Here is a 26,285-nt window from a genome sequence, read left to right as displayed (position 1 = left end):
ACTATCCATTTACAATAACTCCCCCATTTACATGTATCATTTGTCCGCTAACATAGGATGAATCACTAGACGCTAAATATACATATGCTGGCGCTAATTCATATGGTTGACCAGGTCTTTGCATCGGAACATTGCTCCCAAACTGTGATACTTTTTTCTCATCAAAGCTTGATGGAATAAGTGGTGTCCAAATTGGTCCTGGCGCAACACCATTTACACGAATCCCTTTTTGCACTAACGATTGGGAAAGTGATCTTGTAAAAGCTACGATTGCCCCTTTCGTTGCGGAATAATCAATTAAAGTTTCATTTCCTTCGTATGCAACGATAGACGCTGTATTTATAATGACATCACCTTGCTTTAAATGAGAAAGTGCGGCTTTCGCAACGTGAAAATAAGAAAAAATATTAATACGAAAAGTCTTCTCTAGCTGTTCTGCTGTAATATACTCTAAGCCTTGCTGCGGATATTGCTGCGCGACATTATTTACCAAAACCTGTAAACTACCTAACTGCTGGACGGTCTCTTGAACAACATCTTTACAATGCTGTTCATCACTTAAATCACCCGGCAACAATACACACTTTACACCTTCTTTCTCAACATATTGCTTCGTCTCATTAGCATCCCCCTCCTCATCTAAATACGCAATCGCAATATTTGCTCCCTCTTTCGCAAAAGCGATGGAAACAGCTCGTCCAATTCCGCTATCTCCACCTGTAATTAATACATTCTTTCCTTTTAACTTTTCGCTTCCTTTATAATTGGGATCTTCAAACTGCGGTAGAGGATTCATTAATGATTCAATGCCAGGCTGTTTATTTTGATGTTGCGCCGGCATTGTTACAAAGTTTTTTTGCTGTGGCATAGCTTCTTTCAACTCCTTTTTCTTATAATGTGCATAATAAAAACTGGAATTCGCACATCATATTACGATTAATATTCGAATTTAAGACACAAAATATGAATTGTTGTAAACTTTTTATGCAAAACTATTGCAAAATAGTTAAAAAACGAATATTATATATAACTGTTGTGAAAATTATTCGTAAACAGAAAGGATGTTTATATGTTTAACCTTTCAAAACATAAAACTTCTATTAAAACTGAAATTATGGCAGGTATTATTACCTTCTTAACAATGGCATATATCATTGTCGTAAACCCTGTCATCCTTGGGGATGCAGGTGTTCCATTTGAACAAGCATTTACAGCAACAATTATTGCTGCTGTTGTCGGAACATTATTTATGGCAATCTTTACAAACTTACCAATCGCAATCGCGCCAGGTATGGGATTAAATGCTTACTTCTCTTACTCTGTTGTAAAAGCACATGAAGGCATGACTTTCGCAATTGCATTCTCTGCTGTATTCGTAGCAGGTATGATTTTAATTTTGCTATCATTTACATCTTTCCGTACAAAATTAATGGAAGCAATTCCTGAAAACTTAAAACATGCAATTACTGCTGGTATCGGGCTATTTATCGCCTTTATCGGTTTACGTTTAACAGGTATCGTTACAAAAAATGATGCAAACTTAGTTGGACTTGGTGATCTTCACTCTGCTCCAGTTCTACTAGCATTAGCTGGACTTGGAATTACTATTATCCTTATGTCTTTAAATGTAAATGGCGCACTATTTATCGGCATGCTATTAACTGGTATTATCGCTTTCTTCACAGGACAATTAACATTCTCAAATGGTGTTACATCAATGCCTGGATTACCAGAAGGAATTATCGTTTCAAATCCAATTACTGCTGTATCTGATGTAATTAACTACGGATTGTACGGCGTTGTATTTTCATTCTTCCTTGTTACATTGTTCGATACAACAGGTACATTACTTGGGGTAGCTCAACAAGGTGGATTTATGAAAGATGGGAAACTTCCAAAAGCTGGACGAGCTCTTCTATCTGACTCATTCTCGGCAACAATCGGTTCTATGTTCGGAACAACACCATCAACAGCTTACATTGAATCTTCTGCTGGCGTTGCAGCTGGTGGTCGTACTGGTTTAACAACTGTTACAGTAGCTGTTCTATTCGCACTAGCAGCATTCTTTGGACCATTAGTAAGTGCCGTTTCTGGTGTATCAGCTATTACTGCCCCATCATTAATTATCGTTGGTAGTCTTATGATGGGTTCAGTTCGCCACATCGATTGGGACGCATTTGATGAAGCATTCCCAGCATTCTTAGTAATATTAAGCATGCCACTTACATCAAGTATCGCAACAGGTATCGCACTTGGATTTATTTCATACCCACTTATGAAAGTAGCAAAAGGTAAATTCCGTGCTGTTCACCCACTTGTATATGTATTTGGAATTTTGTTTGCTTATCAATTAATATTCTTACCACATTAAAAAAGTAGAGCATCGAAATCCGATGCTCTACTTTTCTTTTATAACAATCATTCAAACTATAACGGTCCCTCCAAAATATGAAGGAGCTTATAACCTTTTAATATTTCTCTTCTACCTGTAATTCTTTACTATACTTTTGAATGAAAACTGATGAAATAACCATTACTATGCCCACACTAAAACTAATAAGTTGATCTAATAACATTTCATCATGAATAAACCAGCGAAGTAAAAATACGCTACCAAAAATAAACATCATAATAAATCCAGTATGTCTAAGTCCTTTATATACATTTTCCATATGTATCACCTCTTCACATACTTTTATCCATATTATACCATAATCTAAAAACGTGTATAACCAACATTCGGTATTGAAACCAATAATAAAAAGACTGCAGAGAACTCCATCTCCACAGCCTAATTATTATTTTTGCAAAAACGCCTGCAAATCTGCAAACTGTCTCTTTGCATCTTCATAGCCTTGCTCATATAGATTTTGTAGTTTTGCTGTATCTTTTTCCATACGATCTACTTGAAGCGGCACTTCTGGACGAATAACAAATAAATTCCCAGCTTGTTCTTCTTTTTCAATGTAGTGAAGTGTTTCATTATACACTTCATAACGATTCAGCATCGTGTTAACAAGGTTCGGATATTTTTTATAAGCTTTCGCTGCAACCCATCCAAACTTTGATTTTTTCTTCGCGTAACCATGATTTCTCGTTAAAATAACGACTGATTTTTTAAAACCATCTTCCTGTGCTTTACGAACTGGAATTGGATCCGAAATCCCGCCATCTAATAATTGCTTACCACGGTAATTTACTACAGGTGCAATGAAAGGCAATGAACTAGATGCTTGTAATAAATTTAGTGCATCATCATTCGTTCCTTCTTTTTCAAAATAAATAGACTGTCCTGTTTCACAATCTGTCGTTCCTACAAGGAAACGCTCTTGGCTATTAAAGTATGTTTCAAAATCAAACGGAACATGCTTTTCTGGAATCTCATGAAAAATGAACTCCATATCGAATAACTGGCGTTTTCTCCATAAATTTTTATACGATAAGTATTTTGGGTGTGATGCATAATCAATATTTACTGTTTTATTTCTATTTCTTTGTCTGGAAAGATACGACGCTGCATGACAAGCACCAGCTGATACACCGATTACATATGGAAAATATAAATCTTGTTCCATAAAGTATTCTAATATCCCGCCCGTGTACACACCACGCATACCGCCGCCTTCTAATACTAACCCCGTATTTTCAAGCATGTTACTCTCTCCTCTATATATATTGACTCTTTAATTATTCACCATGTTAAGTATCTTTTTCTATTATATATGAGTTCTTTCAGAAATTATATTCAAAAGACTTGAGAAAAAGGAGTTTTTTCTTCCAATTATATTTCCAAATGGTTGGAGACATCCTTTATAAATCTTTGAATAAAATCTTGCTCTTCTTTCGTATATCTATCTAAAAATAACAGCCACTTTTCTTCAGCTTGTTTATGTAATTTATCATGAGCTTTATATATTTCATTTCCGCTTTCCGTTAAACGGAAGAAGATTTCTTTTTGATTATCTAACATTTGCATCTTCTCAACGAATTTCTTTTGAAACAACTTTGTACAAATTTTAGAGATTGCACCCTTCGTCATTCCCATTTCTGTCGTAATAGCAGTTACATTCATCAAACCATTTTTCCCGATACACTCGATCACATGTAACTCAGATAAAGACATACCACTTATACCTGTCTCACGAAGAAATTTCTCATTTTGCCCTTTCAAATGTTCTTCTTTTTTATGCAAAAGTGTACGAATGTCCGAAAGTATTTCCATTTGTTTCGTTGCATAATCCAATCCGTTCGCCTCCTGAGTTTCTAAAGAAACAAATTAACTATATACCATTTTAAAATCATTTTTTCATATTTACAAGTGAGAAAATCATGTTAAAATAAATTTAGTTTCCAAGGAAACTAAATGACAAGGAGGTTAACATAATGAAAAAATCCAAAATACATTTCATTTTATATGTCGTCTGTATGAGTGCCTTACTCGGTTCCTTCGCTCAAAATATTTACACGCCTATCTTGCCCATGATTCAAGGTTCTTTTCACACTTCTCTTTATCTTGTAAATGTAACAGTTTCCCTTTTCACATTCGTTCTTGCGATTATGCAGCTCATATATGGACCTTTCATTGATACAAAAGGGAGAAAATCTGTCCTTATCCCTAGTTTGATCATTAGTACAATTGGTTCAATCGGATGTGCTTTTTCAGCGAACATATATGTATTTCTATTTTTCAGAGCTGTTCAAGCTATAGGAATAGCAGCTATACCTGTAGTAGCAGCAACGATTATCGGCGATTTATTTGAAGGAAAAGAACGAGGAGAAGCAATGAGCCTGTATCAAATGTTACTTGCTCTTGCACCTGCGATCGGCCCTCTCATTGGTGGTTATCTAGGCAGTATAAATGGCCACGTATCCGTATTTCTCTTTTTATCTATACTTGGCATTCTCTTATTAACGATAAATATTTCACTACTTCCAGAAACAAAACCAACTGTAAGTAAACAACCGCAAGCAAAAAAGAATTACTGGCGTATCTTAAAAAATAAAACTGGATTTTCTATTACTCTTATTAGCTTCATTCAATTTTGTATTTACTTTTGCTTCCTCGTTTTTTTACCGAGCATTTTAACAAATTCATTTCACTTAACTGCAAGTGAAATTGGTCTTATGTTTGTACCGATGTCTCTTTCTATTATGCTAGGAAGTTATTGCTACAAGTTTTTGCAAAAACGCCTCACAACAAAGCAAGCTTTATTCATTACAAGTTTCTTCAATATTATATGTGTCACTTTATTCTCTTTCACATATAACATCAATATCACGTTCATCATTATCGTTACATCTTTGTACGGTTTTAGTATGGGACTTTCTATGCCAACTCATACTACTTTATTAACAGAAGAATTTGTACAAGAACGCGCAACAGCTATCGGTATGTACAACTTCATCCGCTATCTTGGTATGGGTACAGGGCCACTTATAGGTGGATTTCTTTTATTTAACCAAAAATACTTTTGGATTTTCTTCCTAGGCGCAATTATGTTTTTACTTGTAATCTTATATGCAATGAAAATGCTACGCTTTCATGCTGTACAAAAAGTAAAATAGGGCCCCAAAAAGGTCAGCTCTATTTTACCCTCTTTGATCCGCAACAATATGAATATCAATAAATTTTGTTTGTCTCATAATTTCATTTACAATAGAGCCTTTTCGTATTTCTTCCCACCTTGTTCTTGCCGATTGTCCAAGTAAAATTTGCGTCACCTGTAATCTTTTTGCCACTTCAATAATAACATCTGCTGGCTTTCTTCCTTTTGCTTCTTCTAATACAAAGCTTGCATCAAATTGATTCGTTAGCAACTTCCACTCTTCAATCGTCTGCTTTTTTCCAGCTGAAATAGAATCTATATTTTCCCTCTCAACGTTTAATACGTACAATTCAGCATTTAACCGATCAGCCATGCGCCATCCCCGTCTTATTAATTTCTCCGCTGTTGAACTGTATTGTACACAAACGAGAATTTTTTCTTTTACGCCAATTGGTTCTATTACTGTTTGGCTAATTTTCTCGTCCATATCATCGGCAACTTCTCGAAGTGATAATTCCCTAAGTGCTCCTAAATTATTAAGTGTAAAGAAGTTTTGTAAGCTTTGCTGAATTTTTTCTTCTTTATATATCTTTCCGTCTATTAGTCTCTTCCTTAATACCTCAGGCGTTGCATCAACGAGCTGAATTTCATTTGCTTTTTGTAAAATAAAATCTGGAATTCGTTCTCTTACTTTTACATTCGTAATTTGAGCTACAATATCATGAACACTTTCTAAATGTTGAATATTAAAAGCTGATAATACCGATATACCAGCCTCTAACAATTCCTGCACATCCATATAACGTTTCTTATGTTTAGAACCAGGAACATTACTATGCGCAAGTTCATCCACAACAACGACTTGCGGTGCCCGTTTTATAATTCCTTCCACATCGAGTTCATAAAACACTTTCCCTTTATAATCTATTTCTTTTAAAGAAACTTGTTCTAAATCAGCAATTGCGTCTTCTGTCTCTTTTCTCCCGTGCGTTTCAATTAAACCAATTACAATATCCGTACCATCCTTTTTCATCTCTCTAGCATCATAGAGCATTTTATAACTTTTTCCTACGCCTGGAGCTGCTCCTACATATAGCTTTAACTTTCCGCGATTTTGCTGACGAATATATTCTAAATATTCCTCTGGCGTTCGCCTTTGAAACTTCGGTTCATAATCATCTGCATACAAAATAAACACTACCTTTCATTCGAAACAACGCTACCTCAATCCATTAGATTGAGGTAGCACTGTTACTATTTCATTAATTTCTGTAATGCCAAATTTAGCTTTAAGACGTTCACTCGATCTTCTCCAAATAAACCAAACGCAGCACCTTCTGTTTGATCTTTAATCAATTGATTAAGTTTTTCTTTCGGAATATTCGTTAATTTCGAGATGCGATCCACTTGCACCGAGGCCGCCTTTGGACTAATATCAGGATCAAGCCCTGAACCTGAATTTGTCACTAAATCTATCGGTACTTCTGTAACTGGAACAGCTGGATTTTTTTCCTTCCAGTCCTCAATACTTTTCTCTACTCGCTTTGCTAAATCTGGATTAGATGGTGCATAGTTATTTGAACCAGATGCTTCAGCCTTATATTCAATACTAGAAACACGCCCTTGAAAATAACGTGGATCCGTGAAGTTTTGACCAATTAATTTAGAACCAATCACTTCATTTTTATCATTATATATTAGACTTCCATCCGCATTATCCTTCATCACTGCTTGTGCAATACCAGTAACAATAAGTGGGTATACAAGTCCACACAACACTAGAAATGTAAAAGTAATACGGATAATTGGTGATAGTATACTTTGTTTCTTCTCCATCTTTTTCCCCTCTTCCTTATATAAACAAGCCGACAATCATATCAATTACCTTAATTCCAATGAACGGAACGATAACTCCGCCAAGCCCATAAATAAGTAAGTTTCGGCTAAGCAATGCATTAGAACTCATCGGTTTATATGCAATACCTTTCATCGCTAACGGAATGAGTAATGGAATAATAACAGCGTTAAATATTAATGCTGATAAAATCGCTGACAGTGGTGATGTTAATTTCATAATGTTCAATGCCTCCATTTGCGGAATCGCAAGTGTAAACATTGCTGGAATGATTGCAAAATATTTCGCTATATCATTCGCAATACTAAACGTCGTTAACGCACCTCGCGTCATTAACAATTGCTTACCGATTCCTACAACCTCAATAATTTTCGTCGGATTCGAGTCTAGATCAATCATGTTCGCCGCTTCTTTCGCTGCTGTCGTACCACTATTCATCGCTAATCCAACGTCCGCCTGTGCTAATGCCGGCGCATCATTTGTACCATCACCTGTCATCGCTACAAGTTTCCCTTTATCTTGCTCTGCTTTAATAACAGCAATCTTATCTTCTGGTTTACACTCGGCAACGAATTCATCTACTCCTGCTTCTTTTGCAATCGTTGCTGCTGTTAACGGATTATCACCTGTACACATAACCGTTTTAATCCCCATTTGGCGCAACTGTTCAAAACGATCACGCATACCCGGTTTTACTGTATCCTTTAAATAAATTAAGCCATAAATACGATTATCTACTGCAACTACAAGTGGTGTTCCGCCCTCTTTTGAAATTAAGTCTGCTTTTTGATTTACATCTTTCGGAATTGTTCCGCCTTGTGACTCAACCCATTCAATAACGGCACCTACAGCACCTTTTCTCACTTTCGTTCCGTCTTGTAAATCAACACCACTCATTCTCGTTTCTGCTTTAAACGGAACAAACTCACCTTGTTCTGCAAGTTCTCTATTATATGATATAGATTTTCCCTGCACATACTCGATAACAGATCGGCCTTCTGGTGTTTCATCTAAAACAGAACTAATAGCAGCCCACTTTCCAACTTGCTCAATCGTTTCATTTCCTACAGGTAATAATGTATGAGCCATTCGGTTCCCAAAAGTAATCGTACCTGTTTTATCTAAAATAATTGTATTAATATCGCCCGCAGCTTCTACTGCTTTCCCTGACATCGCTAACACGTTAAATTTTGTTACCCGGTCCATCCCAGCAATACCAATTGCCGATAATAGCCCACCAATTGTCGTTGGAATTAAACAAACTAATAATGCAACTAGCACAGCAGTATCAATTTGAAAACCTAAATAATTTGTAAAAATCGGCAACGTCACAACGACGATCAAGAAAATAAGAGTTAAGCTCGTTAATACTGTATTTAAAGCAATCTCATTCGGCGTTTTTTGACGAGCAGCTCCTTCTACTAAAGAAATCATTTTGTCGATAAATGATTCACCAGGATTACTCGTAATGACAATTGTAATTTCATCACTTACGACCATCGTTCCACCTGTTACGGAACAAAAATCACCGCCTGCTTCTTTTATAACAGGAGCTGATTCCCCTGTAATTGCAGATTCATCTACAGATGCTAACCCTTTGATTACTTCACCATCACTTGGAATCATTTCTCCTTGTTTTACGATAACAACGTCACCTTTTGTAAGATCAGTTGCTGAAACTTGGACAATGTCTCCATTTTCTTTTACAACATTTGCAAACACATCTTTCTTCGACTGCTTTAAAGAATCGGCTTGCGCTTTACCACGACCTTCTGCTAATGCTTCTGCAAAATTCGCAAATAAAACTGTAAATAATAGAATGAGAGAAACTGTTATATTAAACCAACCTGGTATACTACTAGAACTACTTGGAAGAAAAGATAAAATGAACGTAATGATAAATCCAATTTCCACAACGAACATAATCGGATTCTTTATCATGACTTTCGGATTCAATTTCGCAATGGATTGCTTCATCGCATGTGTTACGATATCACGATCCATCGTTTTCGCTTGTCTAACTTCATCTTCTACAGCATGTATTTGTGACTCATTTAATTGTTTTTCTTTTACTACTACCGGTCTCATCATTTACCCTCCATTACTTCAATGTAAGAAATTCTGCAATTGGTCCGAGTACTAACATCGGGAAGAATGTTAATGCACCAACAATTACAATTGTTCCGATAAAGATACCACCAAATAAACTATTATCTGTACGGAACGTTCCGACTGTTTCTGGCACTACCGTTTTTTCTTTCAACGAAGCTGCCACAGCTAGCATCGTAATTAAACTGAAGTAACGTCCTAAAAACATAACTAAACCAGTCGTAATATTCCAAAACGGTGTATTATCTCCTAATCCTTCAAATCCAGATCCGTTATTCGCAGCTGACGATGTATATTCATATACAACTTGCGTTAAACCGTGGAAACCGGAATGAGAAATAGCATCCGTCCCTAAATTTGTTGAAAGAGCTAATGCCGAAAAGCCTAAAATGAGCAATGGATGAAATAAAATCGTGACCGCAATTAATTTCATTTCCTTACCTTCAATCTTTTTACCTAAAAACTCTGGTGTCCGTCCAACCATTAACCCAGATATAAACACTGCAATAATTGCATACATAATAATATTTACAAAACCTGCTCCAACGCCGCCATATACTGTGTTTAACATCATATTTACAAGTGGAACTAAACCGCCAATTGGTGTTAACGTATCATGCATCGTATTAACGGCGCCTGTTTCAGCAGCTGTCGTTACCGTTGCGTATAGTGAAGAAAATACTGTTCCAAATCGTACTTCTTTCCCTTCTGTACTTCCTTGTACATGTTCGATACCCATTCCATTTAATGCCGGATTCCCGTTTAGTTCAGATGTCGTAATTGTTATAAATCCTAGTAAAAACACCATAAAAAGTGAAACGAAAAGGATGCGACCTTGTTTTTTATTTCCTACCATTCGTCCGTACGTAAATGGAAGTGCTGTTGGTAATAACATCATAAGCATCATTTGCAAAATATTACTCATTTGTCCTGGATTTTCAAAAGGATGCGTAGAGTTTGCTCCGAAAAATCCACCGCCGTTATTTCCAAGTTCCTTAATGGAAACGAATGATGCAACAGGTCCACGTAATATACTTTGTTTTGCCCCATCAATCGTTTGTGCTGTAACCGCTCCATCTAACGTTTGCGGTACGCCAAGTGCGACAAAAACTAGTGCCGCAATAAATGCGATAGGAAGAAACACTCTCGTTAACGCTCTCGTAAAATCAACGAAAAAGTTACCAAGTTCTTTTCCAGCAAGTCCTCTTATAAAAGCCATAACGAGCGCCAATGTCGTTGCTGGTGCCGCAAACATTAAAAATGTAATCCCGATTAATTGTGATAAATAGGATAAACCATTTTCACCGCTATAATGCTGTAAGTTTGTATCAGCCATAAAACTAATCGCTGTATTAAAAGCGAGCGTAGGCTCCATCCCTTCAATATGCGCTGGATTTAGCGGCAACACACCTTGTAATCTGAAAATGAAATATACAATAACAATCATAAATCCGTTGAGTAAAACTAATGATAATGCGTACTGTTTCCACGTTTGATTGTATTCTTTTACACCCGTAATTTTAAAAATAAGTTTTTCAAAAGGCCCGAATACTTTATCTAGCATTTTGCTACCTTGAAAAGCTTTTTCTAAATAAATCCCCATTGGCTTTGCTACTAAAATAAACAAGAGCATTGTAATAATGACTGCAACCCAAATCATAATGAATGATTCCCCCTAATTAAAACTTCTCTGGATTTAATAATGCATACACTAAATACACTGTAATTGCTGCGACAATAACCGATAAGACAATCATCATGATTGCTTTCCTTCTTTCACAACTTTATCTGACCAACTTGCAAGACTTGCCATTGATGCAACTAATAAAATAAAAATCCCGACCATTACAACATCTAACATAGCTATCCCTCGCTTTGCTTTTTGTTAAAATTTACCATTTTAATATTAAAAAAGAACACTGAGCTCTACTCAGTGTTCAAAAAATGAACAACAAAAAGTAAACCTCCTCTCTAAACGCTTACGAGGTTAGCTGTCGGATTCGGGCCTAAAGAGTAGCCCTACTTTCAAAACTGAAAGATTCACCCCAAGTGACGATGCACAAAATTGGTTCCCCCGCTCCATTTCTGGAACTCAGCGATTTTAGGTTTTTTTGGAAATTTTATGAATGATTTATGAGAGTAAATATACTCCTCTATATTTCACTTGTAAAGGGTTAAATTACTGAAAATAATAATATTTACATCCATTTAAACGCTTACATTGAAGATTATTACTATTATTTCATCTATTTTCTTTATTTCTCTTCTCTTTTCTTAAAAATGACCTTTTAAATATGAAATAAAAAGAGCGAATGAGATGAAGTGCATAGCTTGTTGCACTCAGCATTCGCTCTTTTTTATTCAACCTTTATTCTCCTCGTAAAAATGCACGTAAATTTCTCCCACGAATATAAACTTGTGTCAATTCTGCATGTAGCTGCTCATACTCGGTAATATCCACCTCTAAATACAAAGCATCTTTTGATGGTAATATAATATACGGCCCTGGAAAAAGGGGATCGATCTTAACCAATTCTTGAACTCGCTCTACCGATACTGCCCAACGATTTGCTATATCTCCAAGTAATAGTACCTTCATCATTTCTTCCCCCGCCCTATTCAAAAAATAAAAAAGAAATATTATCACAATTTGTAAACACGACAAACTTAGCTCCAATTGTTTCATAGAGCCTCGCTGGATATCGTTTATTCCTTGTAACAACAGTAATAGGTGCTTGAAAAGAAAAGCGAATGTGTTCTGTGAAAAAACTAACGATTGGAAGCTCATCCCCTAGTAAAATCACCTTCTTAATACACTCAAAAATACTAGTAAAGTCCTGCTCCTTACTGCAGCTATAAGTCCAATCAAACCCACAATTCCTAACTTCAGCCGCTATCTCTTCATTTGCTGTAAAAATAATTAACTCATGTTGAAATGATACTAGATCTCTTAAACTATCTACCTTACTTTCTTCTCCAACACAAATAAGTGTTAGTTCCATGTACCTCATCCTCCTTAGTATAAAAGAAATCAAACATAGATTGATATTCCCCTATACTAATCTGATCGATGAAGTGATGTATCCATCATGGCACCGTCCTCTCTCAAGACGCTTACGAAGTTAGCTGTCGGATTCGGACTTTGAGAGTAGCCCTACTTTCAAACTTGAAAGATTCACCCCGAGTGACACTGCACAAATTGGTTCCTCCGCTCCATATAATTGGACTCAGCGTTTACAAAAAAATGTATTCTGGCTGATATATTACTCCTGTATTTTGAAAAAGTAAACAGAAAAAAAGCCAGTTATAAAACTGGCTTTTCACTTACCTATGCACGCGTTCTATTCACTTTATATGCAAAATGATTCGTCGGTCCATGACCACTACCAATATTCAATGGCTCTTCAATTGCTATACTAATAAATCGTTTTGCTTCTTGAACAGCATCTTCAATTGAGTATCCTTTCGCAAGTCCTGCTGTAACCGCTGAAGCAAATGTACACCCACTTCCGTGCGTTTGCTTTGAAGGAATTCGCTCGCTTCTAAACTCAATAAATTTTTCTCCATCAAAGAGGAAATCAATTACTTCATTACCTTGATATTCTGCATGTCCGCCCTTCATAAGCACATATTTAGCACCTAATTCGTGCAATACTTTTGCAGCTTCCTTACTATCTTCAACATTATGAATCTCCATCCCAGTTAACACTTCTGCTTCTGGGACATTCGGTGTTATAACAGTTGCTACTGGTAATAAATATTCTTTTAATGCTTGCACTGCTTCTTGTTGTAATAATGATGCACCGCCCTTAGCAATCATAACAGGATCTAGTACAATATTATTCCAGCCAAATTTATTAATATGTTCTGCTACAATTTGAATAACTTCGCTGCTAAATAACATTCCTAGTTTCACAGCATCTGGTGTTAAATCCGTACCAATTGAATTCAACTGTTCCGTAATACCTTCTAACGAAACTGGATATACCCCTTGAACGCCAAGCGTGTTTTGAGCAGTAATTGCCGTAATAGCCGTCATTCCATACACACCAAGCTCTTGGAATGTTTTTAAATCTGCTTGAATGCCGGCACCGCCGCCACTATCAGATCCTGCAATTGTTACAGCTTTATTTATTTTCATCCCACTCATCCTTTTCTATCCAAAATAGCGATGATAAATTGTTTTTGCTTCGCTTATATCTTTCGTTCCATGTACAAGTACACGACCATCTTTAAAAGCAACTAATCTCTTTTCTTCCACAGAAAATGATAATAAATATGGATTTACATTTAAATCCTGCACACGATCATTCAGCAGCTCTTTATATCTTTCAAAATCTATTTCCTCTTTATGAGGTGGTCTAATTTGAACTGTATTTCTCCCGCATAAAACTGCTGTTTTCGATGTGTTTTCTTTATTTAAATACGGGTATATCGCATTCTCTCCGCACGAAGGACAATTGTGTTTACGAAGCTTTTGCACATTCATACATGAATATTCATTCTTCCATACATCAAATGACACAAGTCCATCTCGCAGTGATTCGTAATCTTCTACTAACAGTTTAAGAGCTTCTGTTACTTGATGAGAAACGACGAGAGATACAGCAGGTGATATAATACCCGCTGTATCACATGTTGCCCCGCCAAGCGGAATCGACTGTAATAAACATGATAAACATGGTGTTTTACTAGGAAGGATTGTGTAAGAAAGACCGTAACTACCTACACATGCACCGTAAATCCATGGAATAGAATATTTTTGTGCTATATCATTCACAATAAAGCGTGTTTCAAAATTATCAGTCGCATCAATAATTACATCAACATTTGTAACAAGTTCTTCTAGCTCTTCAGCTGTTACATCTTGAACGAGAGCTTCTATTGTTACATCACTATTGATCTCTTCTAAACGTTTTTTAGCCGCTATAGCTTTTGGAAGATTATTCTTTACGTCGCTCTCTGCATACAATTGTTGTCTTTGTAAATTACTCCAATCTACATAATCACGGTCAACAATTGTTATCTTGCCAACACCTGCTCTTACAAACATCTCTGCATTTGCACTACCTAATGCACCTGCACCGATAATAAGCACATGCTTTTCTCTTATCTTTTGCTGTCCTTCTTCTCCAATTGGAGAAAATAGTTCTTGGCGAGAATATCGATTATTCAACTACGCTCATTCCTTCTAAAGGACTACTTGCAGTTGCACAACGCTTACGTGCAATACGACCTGCTTCAAAGCCTAAACGTCCTGCCTCAATACTTAATTTCATTGCTTGTGCCATTTTAATAGGATCTTTTGCTCCTGACACAGCCGTATTTAATAACACACCATCCGCTCCTAATTCCATTGCAAATGCCGCATCAGCTGGACTACCAATACCGGCATCAACGATAACTGGTACTGTCGCTTGTTCAATAATGAAGCTCAAATTTAATGGATTTACAATACCAAGCCCTGAACCGATTGGTGATGCTCCTGGCATAATCGCATGCACGCCAAGCTCTTGTAATTTACGTGCTAATACAACATCATCAGATGTATACGGAAGTACGATAAATCCTTCTTCTAGTAACATTTCAGATGCCTTTAACGTTTCTACCGGATCAGGTAATAACGTTCTATCATCACCAATAACTTCTACCTTTATCATGTCACAAAGCCCAGAGGCTTTTGCTAATTTTGCAATACGAACAGCCTCTTCAGCGTTTTTTGCCCCTGCTGTATTTGGTAATAACGTATATTTTTTCACATCAAGTTTCTCTAATAAATTAGGTTGCTTTGCATCAAAGATATCCATACGACGTACTGCAAACGTTAAAATTTCAGCTTCAGAAACGTCAATTGCCTTTTGCTGCACGTCAAAATCAGGGAATTTACCTGTTCCTAATAAAAGTCTAGAATGAAATGAAAATGGTCCAATGTTTAACATAATCAACCGCCTCCTACAAAAGTTACAATCTCAATTTGGTCTCCATCAAAAACAGATGTATCTGTATGATCATCTTTTTGTAAAATATCTTTATTACGCTCTACTACAACAATTCTGTTATCTAGCTCTAAATGTATAAGTAGCTCGGCTACTGTTTTTACACTCTCTGGCACTTCAATTTGATTACCATTAATTTTCAAATTCAAACTTCCATCCCCTTTCTAAACCGTTTTAGAAAGCAATGAATCTAGCAAATAATTCTCTTGCTTTCCTTCTATTAAATCAGCCATATATTGGCCAGAAACAGGACTTAATAAAATACCGTTTCGATAATGGCCCGTGCAAGCATATAAACCTTTTATTTCTTCATGCTCTCCCATATAAGGAGCTTCATGATTCGATTGTGGTCGTAATCCTGCCCACGTGCTTTCCCATTCTGCTTCTTTTAAAGCTGGCAATATTGTATAAGCACGCTCTAATATAGAAGTTATACTTTCTGGCTGCACAGTTTTATTGAACGTATGTGGCTTCATTGTTGCCCCAATTACGTAACGTCCACCGCGCTTTGGAGTAATGTAAAATCTTTCTTGAAAAATAGGTGCTTTTAAAAGTTGTTTTCTACTTTTTACCGCAACCACTTCTCCTTTAACTGGATATGTACCCCAATCACGGTGAAAATAACTGAGTAACTGCGTACTCCATGAACCTCCTGCAATAACGACTTTCTCACATGTGACAATACCTTCACTTGTAATAACTCCAGTCACTTTATTATTTTCAATACGGATATCAAATACTTCTGTTTGCTCATATATATCCGCACCGGAAATTGTCGCAGAATGTGCAAATGCTTTCGTAAGCTCTGGTGCAATAACATGACCGTCTTTCGGATAATATACTGCTCCTATAATAGATTCGGATAGATATGGCTCTTTTTCCCGCACATGGTCTCCCGTTAGAAAATAAGAATCTTCACCTGTTTTCTGCTGCCAATCCATAATGTGAAGAATTCTTTCCTTCTCATCTGCATTTTGAGCAATACGATAAATTCCTTTTTCTTCATATCCAATATCAATACCCGTCTTTTCACGTAAAACTGCTGCAAGTTGTGGAAATATAGCTCGGCTTTCTCTAGCAAGTTCAAATAGCGGATCATACGCATCCCATTCTGCTTGAACACCAAGTAAACCAGCAGCTGCTTTCGAAGCTTCCGATGCAATTCTTTGCTTTTCTACAATCGCTACTTTATGTCCTCTTTCTGCTAGAAAATGTGCAACTGAACTACCAATTACACCACCACCAATAATCGCTACATCATACTTCTCACACATGTTTTTCCGCCCACTTTCTTATTGATTCCTTATAAGACTTCGCTTTGCTATACGGGTTACTACTACTTAAAATTCCAGACATAACAGCAATTCCACTTACTTCACTTGCCAGAATATCCTTTGTATTCTCAGGAGTAATCCCTCCAATAGCTATAATTGGTATCGATAAGCTCCTTGCAATGTCCGAAATTTCTTCAAGCCCTCTCGCTGGCACACCTTTTTTACAATCTGTCGGAAATACATGGCCATAAACGAGTGAATCCGCTCCATTTTTAAATGCTACTATCGCTTCATCTAGCGAATGCACAGAATAACCGACATGCAAATAAGAAAACTTTTCTTTCACTGACTTTACATCTGTGCTTCGATATCCTAGTTGAACACGAGGAATATTTAATAAAATTGCAATATCAATTCGATCGTTTATGACAATTTTAGAAGCCGGAAAGCCCTCCATTAACAGAATTTCCACACCTTCATATAATTCCTTTGTACTCTTCTCACGCTCACGAATATGCAAATAATCAATCTCACTCTCAATTTGCATCGCTACATTCACTAACTCTTCGAATGGCATATGGCCATTTGAGATTACGTGGAGCTCATTTTTCATATTCATTCGCCTACTTTAAAATATTTTCGAATAGTTCATCGGCTGGGACGGTTTCTTTTGTCATTCCTTTGTCCTTCAGCCACTTATTTTGTTTCTCCCAAGACTCTTTTGAATCTGATAAGAATGGCTCATCTTTCGTTTCCATCTTCTCTAATAAAATTTTCATACTTTCCTTTTCAACTTCTGGCACAAGTGGGAAGTTTTCTTTTTCTTGATGATTTAATAAAATATTTAATGCTTCATCTGGATTTTTCTTCATGAAATCATAGCCTTTTTTCGTACCACGTAAGAAGGCTTGCAACGCTTCTTTATCTTTTTTCAACGTTTTATCACCTGTTACAAATACAAGCTCATGATAATTCGGTACACCATAATCTGCTGGATTAAAGTACGCTGGTTCATGACCTTCATGACGCATAACAGGTACTTCATGGTTAATGTATGCCCCTGTTACCGCATCCACTTTTTTCGTAATTAATGCTGGTACTAAATCAAAGCCAACATCGACTACTTTCACTGTATCTGGATTACCACCAGCTTCTTTTACCATCGTTTTTAAATACATCTCACTTAAAGGTGTTCCAGAATATCCCACTGTTTTCCCCTCTAAATCTTTTGGCGATTGAATGCCTGCTGACTTCAGTGATACAACATGATTTAATGGGGAACGTACGACAGCTCCAATTGATTTCACTGGAATTTGTTCGTTTGCTTTTGCCATAACAACATCTGGTTGATAATATAGGCCAACCGTTACTTTTCCTGTAGCTGCTAAAGTTAATGGGTCAGTCGGATTGGAAGGGAATTTAATATTCACCTTTACACCTTCTTCTTTAAAGTAGCCTTTTTCAATTGCTGCATAAATAAAGCTATGTACCGCATTTGGGTACCAATCAAGCATGACCGTTATTTCTTTTTCTTTTTCTTTTTTACTCTTATCTGATGCTGAATTACTAGAACATCCAGCAATCATTGCAACTAATAATGTAAACACAAAGATGCGTTTTAATAATTTCATGAATGCTTCCTCCAACTAATGAATTTCTTTTCTAATATCGAAATAAGTATGACGAAGAAAATAGCTAATAACGATAACAATACAATGGGTGCAAATACACCTGCTCCGTCTAACTGCGTCATCATTCTTTTACTGAAATATCCTAGCCCAGCTTGTGCACCGAGCCATTCACCAATTGCTGCCCCAATTACACTAAGCGGAACTGCGATTTTTAAAGCTGAGAAAAAATAAGGAAGAGCAGACGGCAATTTTAATTTAAGAAAAACATCTTTTTTCGTTGCCCCGTATGTAACTAAAAGCTCTTCCCATTCTTTTTTCGTACTGCGTAGTCCATCATACGTATTGACCGCAATCGGGAAAAACGTAATTAAAACCGTAACAACGACTTTACTCCAAATCGTATATCCAAACCATAAAACGAAGAGCGGAGCAAGCGCTGTAATAGGAATCGTTTGTGAAGCGACTAATAATGGATAAAATGCTCTCTCCATCCATGTACTCGCATTCATTAACATCGCTAGCCCTACCCCAAGTACGATAGAAATTGCCACACCTATTAAAACGACATATAATGTTGCCGGCAAATGAACCGTAAATAATATATCTTTTAGTTTCCATATCTTCATTACAATTGCAGACGGTGACGGTAAAATGTACATTTCATCTACAATTATTGCTCCTACTTCCCAAAGGGCAAGTAAGATACTAGAAAGTGTAAGAGCAGGTAATAGCTCCTTCAACCGGTTCATCATACGAGTACCTGCCTTTGTAACATACTAAGAAGCTCATCTTTCAGCGCCAATACTTCCGGTTTATATAAATCTTTTCGTGTTCTGTTATGATCAAGCGGCACTATCCGCTCAGTCAAAGTAGTTATCGGCTGCTGCTCCACTACTAAAATTCGATTAGAAAGAAACAATGCTTCTTCCACATCATGAGTAATAAATAAAATTGTTTTTTCCCACTCTTTCCATTGTTCAAACAGCCATTCTTGCAAAGATGCCTTCGTTAAAGCATCCAACGCGCTAAACGGCTCATCTAATAACAATATCTCCCCGCCTGTTAATAAAGTTCGAATAAAAGATACACGTTGTCTCATACCCCCAGATAAATCTTTCGGATATTTTGTCTCATACCCTTGTAAACCAAATTTATGCAATAGTTCCTTTGCCTTTACTTGTGCTTCTTTCTTCGGCACGCCTTGGCATTCTAATGGCAAAGCAGCATTCTCAATAATCGTTCTCCACGGCAAGAGCATATCTTTTTGAGGCATATACCCTACAGGATGGCTCTTTGTTTCTATCAGCTCTATCTGACCAATACTTACTTCTTCTAAACCTGTAATAAGGCGAAATAAAGTACTTTTCCCACATCCACTCGGTCCGATAATACTTACAAACTCTTTATCTTGTATAGAAGCATTTAATTCATTGATGATTGGTTTCTCATCATAATGAAAACAAACATTATGAAATTGTAGTATGTTCTTGCTCCTCAAATCCCCACATCTCCTTACGATAGGACATATCCCAGAATAAATATTCAAATCGACTGGAATATAGGAAAATCTCCTCTAATCGGTCAAGCTCTTTTTCAGACTTTCCAACTGCCATTTCATTTAATAAATCTATTAACCAAATACAGAGTTTGCCGTATTCTTCAGAACTATATCCTTGAATCCACTCACCAAAGAATTCATGATCCCTTGCTCCCGGAATATCATTTAAACGCTTTCCAATCTCCCAATAGCTCCACATACACGGAAGAAGTGCTGCTATTAATTCTGCAAGTGTGCCATTTTGAGATACAGACATCATGTAATTTGTATAAGCTAAATTTTTAGCAGATGGCTTTGCAGACTCTATCTCCTCTATAGAAATTCCAAGTCTTTTTGCATACTGTTTATGGATTGTCATTTCTCCATTTAATATTCCATCAATTTGTTCAGCAAATTTCCCCATAACTTGTGGATTCGTTGCCTTTACAACACCGATAGCATATAACTTTGCATAATCTAACAAGTATAAATAATCTTGAATAATGTAATACTGAAACTTATCTTTTTCTAACGTACCATCCCCCATACCTACTACAAATGGATGATTATGACTCATCTCCCAAACTGGTTGTACAGTTTCTAATAATCTATCGCAAAATTTCATTTCTCTATCCCCTTCCAGTATGTGTATATAAATAAAAAACCACTTCTCTATATAAGAAGTGGTTACAGCCAATAAAATTATAATTTATTCGTTGTTCCACTTCCCTTCGCTAGTATTACCTAGATCAGGTGTTATAAGGGTTAAGGATTATTCCTCTCTCAGCACAACAAGCACCCCTAGTGGTTTCAATATGAAATTTTCAAATAAAAAAGCCCCGTTTCTATACGCAAAGAAACGGGGACTCATTATTAGTGTCCGAATTGCTTCCCTACGCTAGCATAATCTAGATCAGGTAATAAAAAGGATCAAAGACTTAAGGTCTTACTCTCAGCTGGCAACACCAGCTCTCCTAGCAAACTATAAAATTATCACTGTCAGTATAACACCGTAATAAGACATCATCAACTTTTTTAATTTTCTTAATTATCAACATAATATCAAAGTTATACAATACATACATTCTATTTTAGAAAATAAAACACCAATTAATTGTATAAAAAGGAATCATTATCCTCAAAAAATTTATTTTTATATTGATTTCATATTACATTTATGTGAATACACCCACTATATTATATCTTTATACTATAATAAAATTACAACTATACAACTAGAGGAGGTCTCTATTCCATGAATATGAAAGCTACTGCTTTAACAGCAACTACTGTAGCGATTGCTTCTTTACTTCCTTCTATGGGTGAAACAAATGTACAAAAAGCAAACGCTGAACAATTATCTAATATTAAAACTGGGTATGTCAAAGTCGATCAAGTAGCATTACATACAGAAGATAACGTAAAAAGCACATCAATTGATACAATTCGCTTTAATACAAAAGTGAACATCCTTGAAACAACTAATGGTTGGTATAAAGTATCTGTTCATAATAAAGTAGGTTATGTACAAAAAGATGCTATTTTACTAAAAAACAAACTTCAATCTAATGATCAATACATCGTTAATGCTAATGCATTAAACGTTCGCTCTGAACCTAATTTAGAATCTTCCATTTTAGATGTATTACCAAATGGCAAGTTTATTACCGTTCAAGAAGATCAAGGCGAATGGTATAAAATCTCACATAATGGCCAAACAGGTTACGTACAAAAAGCATTCATCTCTAATGGTTCACAACCCTTAGTAAAAGGAATCACCGTTCAAAATAATACAAAATATACCGTTGCAACACCTAATCTAAATGTACGTAGCAACGCTAGTACAAGTAGCGCTCTACTCGGTTCATTACAAAACGGTACACAAGTACAAGTAGTAGAAACTGTAGGAACTTGGTATAAAATTCGTTTTGGCACAGGATACGGATATGTAGCAAAACACTATGTAGTACAAAATCAACCACAAGCTAAAACAGATCAGCCTTCATCAATTCCAGCTGCTTTCAAATTCCCCGCTCAAGGAAGAATTAGCTCAACCTTTGATATACGCTGGGAACAAATGCATTATGGTATAGATATTGCCGCTCCAGGAAACGTCTCTATCCAAGCTGCTGCTGCAGGTAAAGTTGTGAAATCTTATTATTCAGCTAGCTATGGCAATGTTGTTTTCATTGCGCATCAAATCAATGGGAAATTATATACAACTGTTTATGCTCATATGAAGGATCGCACTGTACAAGCTGGTGATCAAGTACAAACTGGACAATTAATAGGTCATATGGGAAACACAGGTCATTCATACGGGCAACATCTTCATTTTGAATTACATAATGGAGAATGGAATTTTGAAAAAACAAATGCAGTAAATCCACTGCCATATTTAGTTAGGTAAATTGTATGCCACGCAATATACCTCTTATAATTGAATACGTAGCCTTTTTAGGTTTAATCTGTTGTTTAATCATTTACAATACAAACATTGTATTTTTATCTATTATTATTGCTTTTGTTGCATTAGAAATTATGATGGAATCATTTCAAGTGCAACTAAAACAAAAAATTGCCCATATTTATAATGCTATTTTTCTTTTAAGTGCTCTCATAACAAATATAATTAGTAATGGCTTTTATTTATCTACTGTATTTCCAGTATTCTTTATGGCTGTTTTATTATTTGTAGCTAGATATATTAATGTCCCTTATAACCAAAAACAAAAACAAGAAGCTTAGAAAAAGGAGACACTGTGTACCAATCTTTCAAAGATACTCCAATAAAATACATATTGAATTTGTATAAGAAAACCAATACTTTTTTTGGTATACAAGGAAGTTATACTGCACAACTCCTCCTATATGGAATGCTTTTTCTTGTCTTAATCACTTTCTCCTTGTTTTACTAACAAAAAAGGATCTCACATAAACTGGAGATCCTTTTTAATTTATATGAATTTTTCATATCGAAAATATTGTTTATCCACAAGCATATTTTTCATAAATAAAGCTCAGATTATATTTTTTCTCTAAACTCATTCGTTGTTCGTCATCGCACCAATAGAAAAGAATATCATGAATCGTTGCGTAACGCTTATTTTTAAGAAATAGCCTAAAGAATGATGGTAAACAATCATGTAATTGTATAAATATATAATTGCGTAGTATTTCTTCTTTATATTCAATGCCCTTACAAATATACAGTAATTCTTCACAATAATATGCATGCTGTGGAACTTGTATCATTTCGAAAAATGGCACATAAGATAGTAGCTTTCCAATAAAATGACCGTATCGATCCATTACTCCTATCGTCATATGCTCCATCATTTCTTTCATCACATATAAATAATCATCTACATGCGTTGTCTTTAATGGGTCTAAGCGATCGGAAATTTGAGATAATACAGCTCTTTGACATGCTAAAACTGCCTGACTAGGTCCATAATATGATAGGAAATCTGTACACTTACGATATTTCCGTAATAAATCATGTGTATACAAATCATATACAAAAGTATTACAATACATCGCTAAACTCATCATATCACTATTTAATTGCTCTTTTGATAATGATTTCGCTCTCTTGCACATATAAAAGAATGTAAATTCCAATACTTCTTTATGAGATAATAAATGTTTACAATCGGTTATACACTTCTCATTAAATTTAACTCTATCCCAAATTTCAATATCCCTATCTGTCAATTCACCTATACGATATTTAATAATTAAATAATTTAAAGCAACTGATTGCGTCAAAAGATCCCATGTTTCATATTCCAATGAAGTATGAACAAACTCAGCTAATCCTTGCGCTATCATAAAATCATTTGCCTCTTCATACCAACCAATCTCTTGGCATAAGCGAAGAATACGCACTAAAGTTGGAATTTCATCTTTATGAAACTGCGGTAATTTCTTTGCTTTATTCATGCCATATACGATAAATGACGCTAAATTTTCTTCTTTATAAAATTCTTTCTCTTTCCATACTAATATAGTTCGTTCTTTCCCCTCACCTTTTGGGTGACAAGGTACAAGCAAAGAAAATAATTCAGCGAAATTATTTGGTTCTATATATGTATCTGTAACCAAATTCCAATTTGGATCGCCCTGTACAGCCTTCATATAATTCCCCTTCCCTTTTCATCTATGTAGGAAATATTAATTTATTATCGCGCCACTAAAAATTAATATTGTTATATTCAAAATCTCTCATAATACTTATATCTATCAGTATATCATCTTTTCTCTTATTAAAAATGAAGAATAACAAATTTTAAAAAACTGTCGAAATTATTAACCACATACTTATTATATAATGTCTCAGATACATCACGCTAACATATTAGTTTAATCCATATATGCTAGAATAATGTATCTGAACTTTATATATAATTTAGCTCTTTATGAGTGACCATCAGACTCTCGGTTAATGAAAGTTTCAATTTACTCTGTATGCTCTGAGATTTCGCTCAAGGCAAATCCAGCTTGATCATCTGCTGATTCCCTTATAGCTAAATCTCCTAGTGCTAACATGCCAATAAGTTGACCACTATCAACTACTGGTAATCGTCTAATTTGATGCTGTGCCATTAGCTCTGTAGCTTTTTCAATAGAATCATTTGGAGAAACTGAGATAATATTTGTTGTCATCACATTTGTAATTTTATTAGATCCAGGATGTTTTTCAGCAATCCCTCGAACGACTAAATCTCGATCAGTAACAAGCCCAACAACTTGCTCATTTTCAACAACTGGGATTAATCCAACTGATTCTTCCTTCATTTTAACAGCTGCCTCATATACATTGTCTAGCGGTGTACAATGTACAATATGGGTACTCATTAAGTCTCTAACTCGTGTCATTATTTATTTCCTCCTTTTTATACATACCATAGCTTTTCCAAAATCCCTTTATTTATTTCTGGAAAGTAACGTAATAAAAAGGATTAACAAAATAAAAAAGAGCCAGCATAATGCTGACTCTTTTTTGTATGACCCGTACGGGATTCGAACCCGTGTTACCGCCGTGAAAGGGCGGTGTCTTAACCACTTGACCAACGGGCCATGGCTCCGCAGGTAGGACTCGAACCTACGACCGATCGGTTAACAGCCGATAGCTCTACCACTGAGCTACTGCGGAATAATATATGGTGGGCCTAAATGGACTCGAACCATCGACCTCACGCTTATCAGGCGTGCGCTCTAACCAGCTGAGCTATAGGCCCATATACTTTACAGGGGCAGTAGGAATCGAACCCACACTGGAGGTTTTGGAGACCTCAGTTCTACCTTTAAACTATGCCCCTAAATGATGCCGGCTAGAGGACTTGAACCCCCNCAATTGAGCTAAGCCGGCATAAAAAAATGGTGGCTCGGGACGGAATCGAACCGCCGACACGAGGATTTTCAGTCCTCTGCTCTACCGACTGAGCTACCGAGCCAACATAAATGGCGGTCCCGACCGGGGTCGAACCGGCGATCTCCTGCGTGACAGGCAGGCATGTTAACCACTACACCACGGGACCATTTGGTTGCGGGGACAGGATTTGAACCTGCGACCTTCGGGTTATGAGCCCGACGAGCTACCGTGCTGCTCCACCCCACGACAATATAAAGTTTTAAAAAATGGAGGAGGTAGAGGGATTCGAACCCCCGCGCGACTCTCGCCGCCTGTCGGTTTTCAAGACCGATCCCTTCAGCCGAACTTGGGTATACCTCCATGAAGGAAAAAATATTTTATTATATGTCTAAACCATTAAAGAAAAAATGGAGGAGGTAGAGGGATTCGAACCCCCGCGCGATTCTCACCGCCTGTCGGTTTTCAAGACCGATCCCTTCAGCCGAACTTGGGTATACCTCCGAGACATATATTAAATAAAGTGGAGCCTAGCGGGATCGAACCGCTGACCTCCTGCGTGCAAGGCAGGCGCTCTCCCAGCTGAGCTAAGGCCCCATGTTTTTTGGGAATATCGGGAAGACAGGATTTGAACCTGCGACCCCCTGGTCCCAAACCAGGTGCTCTACCAAGCTGAGCCACTTCCCGTTAATAAAAGCGCGCCCGAGAGGAGTCGAACCCCTAACCTCTTGATCCGTAGTCAAACGCTCTATCCAATTGAGCTACGGGCGCATATGGTGCCGAGGGCGGGGGTCGAACCCGCACGGTGGTCACCCACCGCAGGATTTTAAGTCCTGTGCGTCTGCCTGTTCCGCCACCCCGGCATGTCATATTGAAAATTGGAGCGGAAGACGGGATTCGAACCCGCGACCCCAACCTTGGCAAGGTTGTATTCTACCACTGAACTACTTCCGCAAGACATGT

The 26,285-nt window shown here is 36.6% G+C and carries 28 protein-coding genes, 14 tRNA genes and 4 riboswitches; of the genes, 4 read left to right on the top strand and 38 right to left on the bottom strand.

Annotation, left to right across the window (positions count from 1 at the left end; translation table 11 throughout):
- Window position 1: 1 nt before the first annotated feature.
- Window positions 2–868, bottom strand: a complete 867-nt coding sequence (locus BAQ53_RS03570; RefSeq protein ID WP_001136284.1) for an SDR family oxidoreductase — start codon at window positions 866–868, stop codon at window positions 2–4.
- A gap of 201 nt (window positions 869–1,069) precedes the next feature.
- On the opposite strand from BAQ53_RS03570, the gene BAQ53_RS03565 reads away from it, so the two are divergent.
- A complete protein-coding gene (locus BAQ53_RS03565) occupies window positions 1,070–2,371 on the top strand; it encodes an NCS2 family permease (protein WP_000482710.1) in 1,302 nt (433 codons plus the stop codon).
- A 97-nt stretch (window positions 2,372–2,468) separates the two neighbouring features.
- Here the strand turns inward: BAQ53_RS03565 and BAQ53_RS03560 are convergent, their stop codons facing one another.
- The 3 genes from BAQ53_RS03560 to BAQ53_RS03550 all read right to left on the bottom strand — a co-directional run bounded on the left by BAQ53_RS03560 (window position 2,469) and on the right by BAQ53_RS03550 (window position 4,243).
- Window positions 2,469–2,672, bottom strand: coding sequence for a hypothetical protein (locus BAQ53_RS03560; RefSeq protein ID WP_000432808.1), 204 nt, complete (start codon window positions 2,670–2,672; stop codon window positions 2,469–2,471).
- Between the two features lie 126 nt (window positions 2,673–2,798).
- A complete protein-coding gene (locus BAQ53_RS03555) occupies window positions 2,799–3,653 on the bottom strand; it encodes a patatin-like phospholipase family protein (RefSeq protein WP_000892694.1) in 855 nt (284 codons plus the stop codon).
- A gap of 128 nt (window positions 3,654–3,781) precedes the next feature.
- A complete protein-coding gene (locus tag BAQ53_RS03550; protein ID WP_000384217.1) occupies window positions 3,782–4,243 on the bottom strand; it encodes a MarR family transcriptional regulator in 462 nt (153 codons plus the stop codon).
- Window positions 4,244–4,383: 140 nt separating this feature from the next.
- Here BAQ53_RS03550 and BAQ53_RS03545 point away from each other — a divergent pair, with 140 nt between their 5' ends.
- Window positions 4,384–5,565: an MFS transporter gene (locus BAQ53_RS03545; protein ID WP_000748584.1), complete on the top strand. Its 1,182-nt coding sequence runs from the start codon at window positions 4,384–4,386 to the stop codon at window positions 5,563–5,565.
- Window positions 5,566–5,589: 24 nt separating this feature from the next.
- On the opposite strand, the gene kdpDN is transcribed toward BAQ53_RS03545, so the two are convergent.
- The 18 genes from kdpDN to tenA form a co-directional block, all read right to left on the bottom strand.
- On the bottom strand, window positions 5,590–6,744 hold the full coding sequence (gene kdpDN / locus BAQ53_RS03540) for a KdpD-like non-kinase potassium sensor (RefSeq protein WP_003300067.1): 1,155 nt from the start codon (window positions 6,742–6,744) through the stop codon (window positions 5,590–5,592).
- Window positions 6,745–6,800: 56 nt separating this feature from the next.
- Window positions 6,801–7,382, bottom strand: a complete 582-nt coding sequence (gene kdpC, locus BAQ53_RS03535; RefSeq protein WP_000412598.1) for a K(+)-transporting ATPase subunit C — start codon at window positions 7,380–7,382, stop codon at window positions 6,801–6,803.
- Window positions 7,383–7,398: 16 nt separating this feature from the next.
- Window positions 7,399–9,489 (bottom strand): potassium-transporting ATPase subunit KdpB, encoded by a 2,091-nt coding sequence (gene kdpB, locus BAQ53_RS03530; protein ID WP_001247995.1) that lies wholly within the window; start codon window positions 9,487–9,489, stop codon window positions 7,399–7,401.
- Window positions 9,490–9,502: 13 nt separating this feature from the next.
- Complete coding sequence (gene kdpA / locus BAQ53_RS03525; RefSeq protein ID WP_000638318.1) at window positions 9,503–11,170, bottom strand: potassium-transporting ATPase subunit KdpA; 1,668 nt, start codon at window positions 11,168–11,170, stop codon at window positions 9,503–9,505.
- A gap of 19 nt (window positions 11,171–11,189) precedes the next feature.
- Window positions 11,190–11,267 carry a K(+)-transporting ATPase subunit F gene (gene kdpF, locus BAQ53_RS03520; protein WP_223153441.1) on the bottom strand — a complete coding sequence of 26 codons (78 nt, stop codon included), beginning with the start codon at window positions 11,265–11,267 and terminating at the stop codon, window positions 11,190–11,192.
- On the bottom strand, window positions 11,267–11,371 hold the full coding sequence (locus BAQ53_RS03515) for a SipW-dependent-type signal peptide-containing protein (protein ID WP_000887894.1): 105 nt from the start codon (window positions 11,369–11,371) through the stop codon (window positions 11,267–11,269). Before BAQ53_RS03515 ends, kdpF begins: the two co-directional genes overlap by 1 nt.
- A gap of 101 nt (window positions 11,372–11,472) precedes the next feature.
- A riboswitch (cyclic di-AMP (ydaO/yuaA leader) is annotated at window positions 11,473–11,618 on the bottom strand.
- A 260-nt stretch (window positions 11,619–11,878) separates the two neighbouring features.
- On the bottom strand, window positions 11,879–12,112 hold the full coding sequence (locus BAQ53_RS03510) for a hypothetical protein (RefSeq protein ID WP_002163849.1): 234 nt from the start codon (window positions 12,110–12,112) through the stop codon (window positions 11,879–11,881).
- 13 nt (window positions 12,113–12,125) lie between these two features.
- Window positions 12,126–12,512 carry a hypothetical protein gene (locus BAQ53_RS03505; RefSeq protein WP_000424070.1) on the bottom strand — a complete coding sequence of 129 codons (387 nt, stop codon included), beginning with the start codon at window positions 12,510–12,512 and terminating at the stop codon, window positions 12,126–12,128.
- Between the two features lie 93 nt (window positions 12,513–12,605).
- Window positions 12,606–12,753, bottom strand: a riboswitch (cyclic di-AMP (ydaO/yuaA leader).
- A gap of 85 nt (window positions 12,754–12,838) precedes the next feature.
- Window positions 12,839–13,660, bottom strand: coding sequence for a bifunctional hydroxymethylpyrimidine kinase/phosphomethylpyrimidine kinase (gene thiD, locus BAQ53_RS03500; protein WP_142238029.1), 822 nt, complete (start codon window positions 13,658–13,660; stop codon window positions 12,839–12,841).
- A gap of 6 nt (window positions 13,661–13,666) precedes the next feature.
- Window positions 13,667–14,686: a thiazole biosynthesis adenylyltransferase ThiF gene (gene thiF, locus BAQ53_RS03495; protein WP_074594513.1), complete on the bottom strand. Its 1,020-nt coding sequence runs from the start codon at window positions 14,684–14,686 to the stop codon at window positions 13,667–13,669.
- Entirely contained in the window at window positions 14,679–15,449 is a 771-nt protein-coding gene (thiG, locus tag BAQ53_RS03490) for a thiazole synthase (RefSeq protein ID WP_000931981.1), read from the bottom strand. The genes thiF and thiG overlap by 8 nt, the downstream gene beginning before the upstream one ends.
- Before the next feature lie 2 nt (window positions 15,450–15,451).
- The gene (gene thiS, locus BAQ53_RS03485; protein ID WP_001049504.1) at window positions 15,452–15,655 is read right to left on the bottom strand and encodes a sulfur carrier protein ThiS; all 204 of its coding nucleotides are present in this window, start codon (window positions 15,653–15,655) and stop codon (window positions 15,452–15,454) included.
- Between the two features lie 15 nt (window positions 15,656–15,670).
- On the bottom strand, window positions 15,671–16,780 hold the full coding sequence (thiO, locus tag BAQ53_RS03480; protein WP_000333301.1) for a glycine oxidase ThiO: 1,110 nt from the start codon (window positions 16,778–16,780) through the stop codon (window positions 15,671–15,673).
- Complete coding sequence (tenI, locus tag BAQ53_RS03475; RefSeq protein ID WP_000787159.1) at window positions 16,773–17,393, bottom strand: thiazole tautomerase TenI; 621 nt, start codon at window positions 17,391–17,393, stop codon at window positions 16,773–16,775. The genes thiO and tenI overlap by 8 nt, the downstream gene beginning before the upstream one ends.
- A 10-nt stretch (window positions 17,394–17,403) precedes the next feature.
- Window positions 17,404–18,411, bottom strand: a complete 1,008-nt coding sequence (locus BAQ53_RS03470) for an ABC transporter substrate-binding protein (protein ID WP_208906483.1) — start codon at window positions 18,409–18,411, stop codon at window positions 17,404–17,406.
- Window positions 18,408–19,160 carry an ABC transporter permease gene (locus tag BAQ53_RS03465; RefSeq protein WP_002163847.1) on the bottom strand — a complete coding sequence of 251 codons (753 nt, stop codon included), beginning with the start codon at window positions 19,158–19,160 and terminating at the stop codon, window positions 18,408–18,410. The genes BAQ53_RS03470 and BAQ53_RS03465 overlap by 4 nt, the downstream gene beginning before the upstream one ends.
- Window positions 19,160–19,909 carry an ABC transporter ATP-binding protein gene (locus tag BAQ53_RS03460; RefSeq protein WP_151522921.1) on the bottom strand — a complete coding sequence of 250 codons (750 nt, stop codon included), beginning with the start codon at window positions 19,907–19,909 and terminating at the stop codon, window positions 19,160–19,162. The genes BAQ53_RS03465 and BAQ53_RS03460 overlap by 1 nt, the downstream gene beginning before the upstream one ends.
- Entirely contained in the window at window positions 19,878–20,573 is a 696-nt protein-coding gene (gene tenA, locus BAQ53_RS03455) for a thiaminase II (protein ID WP_151522922.1), read from the bottom strand. Before tenA ends, BAQ53_RS03460 begins: the two co-directional genes overlap by 32 nt.
- A gap of 84 nt (window positions 20,574–20,657) precedes the next feature.
- Window positions 20,658–20,761: riboswitch (TPP riboswitch) on the bottom strand.
- 60 nt (window positions 20,762–20,821) lie between these two features.
- Window positions 20,822–20,934, bottom strand: a riboswitch (TPP riboswitch).
- Window positions 20,935–21,203: 269 nt separating this feature from the next.
- Between tenA and BAQ53_RS03450 the strand changes: the two genes are divergently transcribed.
- Window positions 21,204–22,358 carry an SH3 domain-containing protein gene (locus BAQ53_RS03450; RefSeq protein ID WP_001056036.1) on the top strand — a complete coding sequence of 385 codons (1,155 nt, stop codon included), beginning with the start codon at window positions 21,204–21,206 and terminating at the stop codon, window positions 22,356–22,358.
- 5 nt (window positions 22,359–22,363) lie between these two features.
- Window positions 22,364–22,696: a hypothetical protein gene (locus BAQ53_RS03445; protein ID WP_001137823.1), complete on the top strand. Its 333-nt coding sequence runs from the start codon at window positions 22,364–22,366 to the stop codon at window positions 22,694–22,696.
- Window positions 22,697–22,936: 240 nt separating this feature from the next.
- Here BAQ53_RS03445 and BAQ53_RS03440 read toward each other — a convergent pair whose 3' ends face one another.
- The 16 genes from BAQ53_RS03440 to BAQ53_RS03365 all read right to left on the bottom strand — a co-directional run bounded on the left by BAQ53_RS03440 (window position 22,937) and on the right by BAQ53_RS03365 (window position 26,276).
- Window positions 22,937–24,088 carry a DUF3965 domain-containing protein gene (locus BAQ53_RS03440; RefSeq protein WP_046946538.1) on the bottom strand — a complete coding sequence of 384 codons (1,152 nt, stop codon included), beginning with the start codon at window positions 24,086–24,088 and terminating at the stop codon, window positions 22,937–22,939.
- 321 nt (window positions 24,089–24,409) lie between these two features.
- On the bottom strand, window positions 24,410–24,829 hold the full coding sequence (locus tag BAQ53_RS03435; protein WP_000199010.1) for a CBS domain-containing protein: 420 nt from the start codon (window positions 24,827–24,829) through the stop codon (window positions 24,410–24,412).
- 129 nt (window positions 24,830–24,958) lie between these two features.
- Window positions 24,959–25,030: transfer RNA gene (locus BAQ53_RS03430), tRNA-Glu, on the bottom strand.
- A 1-nt stretch (window position 25,031) separates the two neighbouring features.
- A tRNA-Asn gene (locus tag BAQ53_RS03425) sits at window positions 25,032–25,106 on the bottom strand.
- Window positions 25,107–25,114: 8 nt separating this feature from the next.
- A tRNA-Ile gene (locus BAQ53_RS03420) sits at window positions 25,115–25,191 on the bottom strand.
- A gap of 10 nt (window positions 25,192–25,201) precedes the next feature.
- Window positions 25,202–25,272 (bottom strand) — tRNA-Trp (locus tag BAQ53_RS03415).
- 59 nt (window positions 25,273–25,331) lie between these two features.
- Window positions 25,332–25,407: transfer RNA gene (locus BAQ53_RS03410), tRNA-Phe, on the bottom strand.
- Window positions 25,408–25,415: 8 nt separating this feature from the next.
- Window positions 25,416–25,491 (bottom strand) — tRNA-Asp (locus tag BAQ53_RS03405).
- Between the two features lie 3 nt (window positions 25,492–25,494).
- Window positions 25,495–25,571: transfer RNA gene (locus tag BAQ53_RS03400), tRNA-Met, on the bottom strand.
- 21 nt (window positions 25,572–25,592) lie between these two features.
- Window positions 25,593–25,685: transfer RNA gene (locus tag BAQ53_RS03395), tRNA-Ser, on the bottom strand.
- Window positions 25,686–25,733: 48 nt separating this feature from the next.
- A tRNA-Ser gene (locus tag BAQ53_RS03390) sits at window positions 25,734–25,826 on the bottom strand.
- A gap of 20 nt (window positions 25,827–25,846) precedes the next feature.
- Window positions 25,847–25,919, bottom strand: a tRNA-Ala gene (locus tag BAQ53_RS03385).
- Window positions 25,920–25,935: 16 nt separating this feature from the next.
- A tRNA-Pro gene (locus tag BAQ53_RS03380) sits at window positions 25,936–26,009 on the bottom strand.
- 10 nt (window positions 26,010–26,019) lie between these two features.
- Window positions 26,020–26,093, bottom strand: a tRNA-Arg gene (locus BAQ53_RS03375).
- Between the two features lie 3 nt (window positions 26,094–26,096).
- Window positions 26,097–26,185 (bottom strand) — tRNA-Leu (locus BAQ53_RS03370).
- Window positions 26,186–26,201: 16 nt separating this feature from the next.
- A tRNA-Gly gene (locus tag BAQ53_RS03365) sits at window positions 26,202–26,276 on the bottom strand.
- Window positions 26,277–26,285: the final 9 nt, after the last annotated feature.

Origin of the sequence: Bacillus sp. B25(2016b) (genome assembly GCF_001679765.1) — a bacterium.
GTDB classification, from domain to species: Bacteria; Bacillota; Bacilli; order Bacillales; family Bacillaceae_G; genus Bacillus_A; species Bacillus_A thuringiensis_K.
Note: the sequence above shows the minus strand (reverse complement) of the source record. Positions and strands in the feature narration are given on the sequence as shown.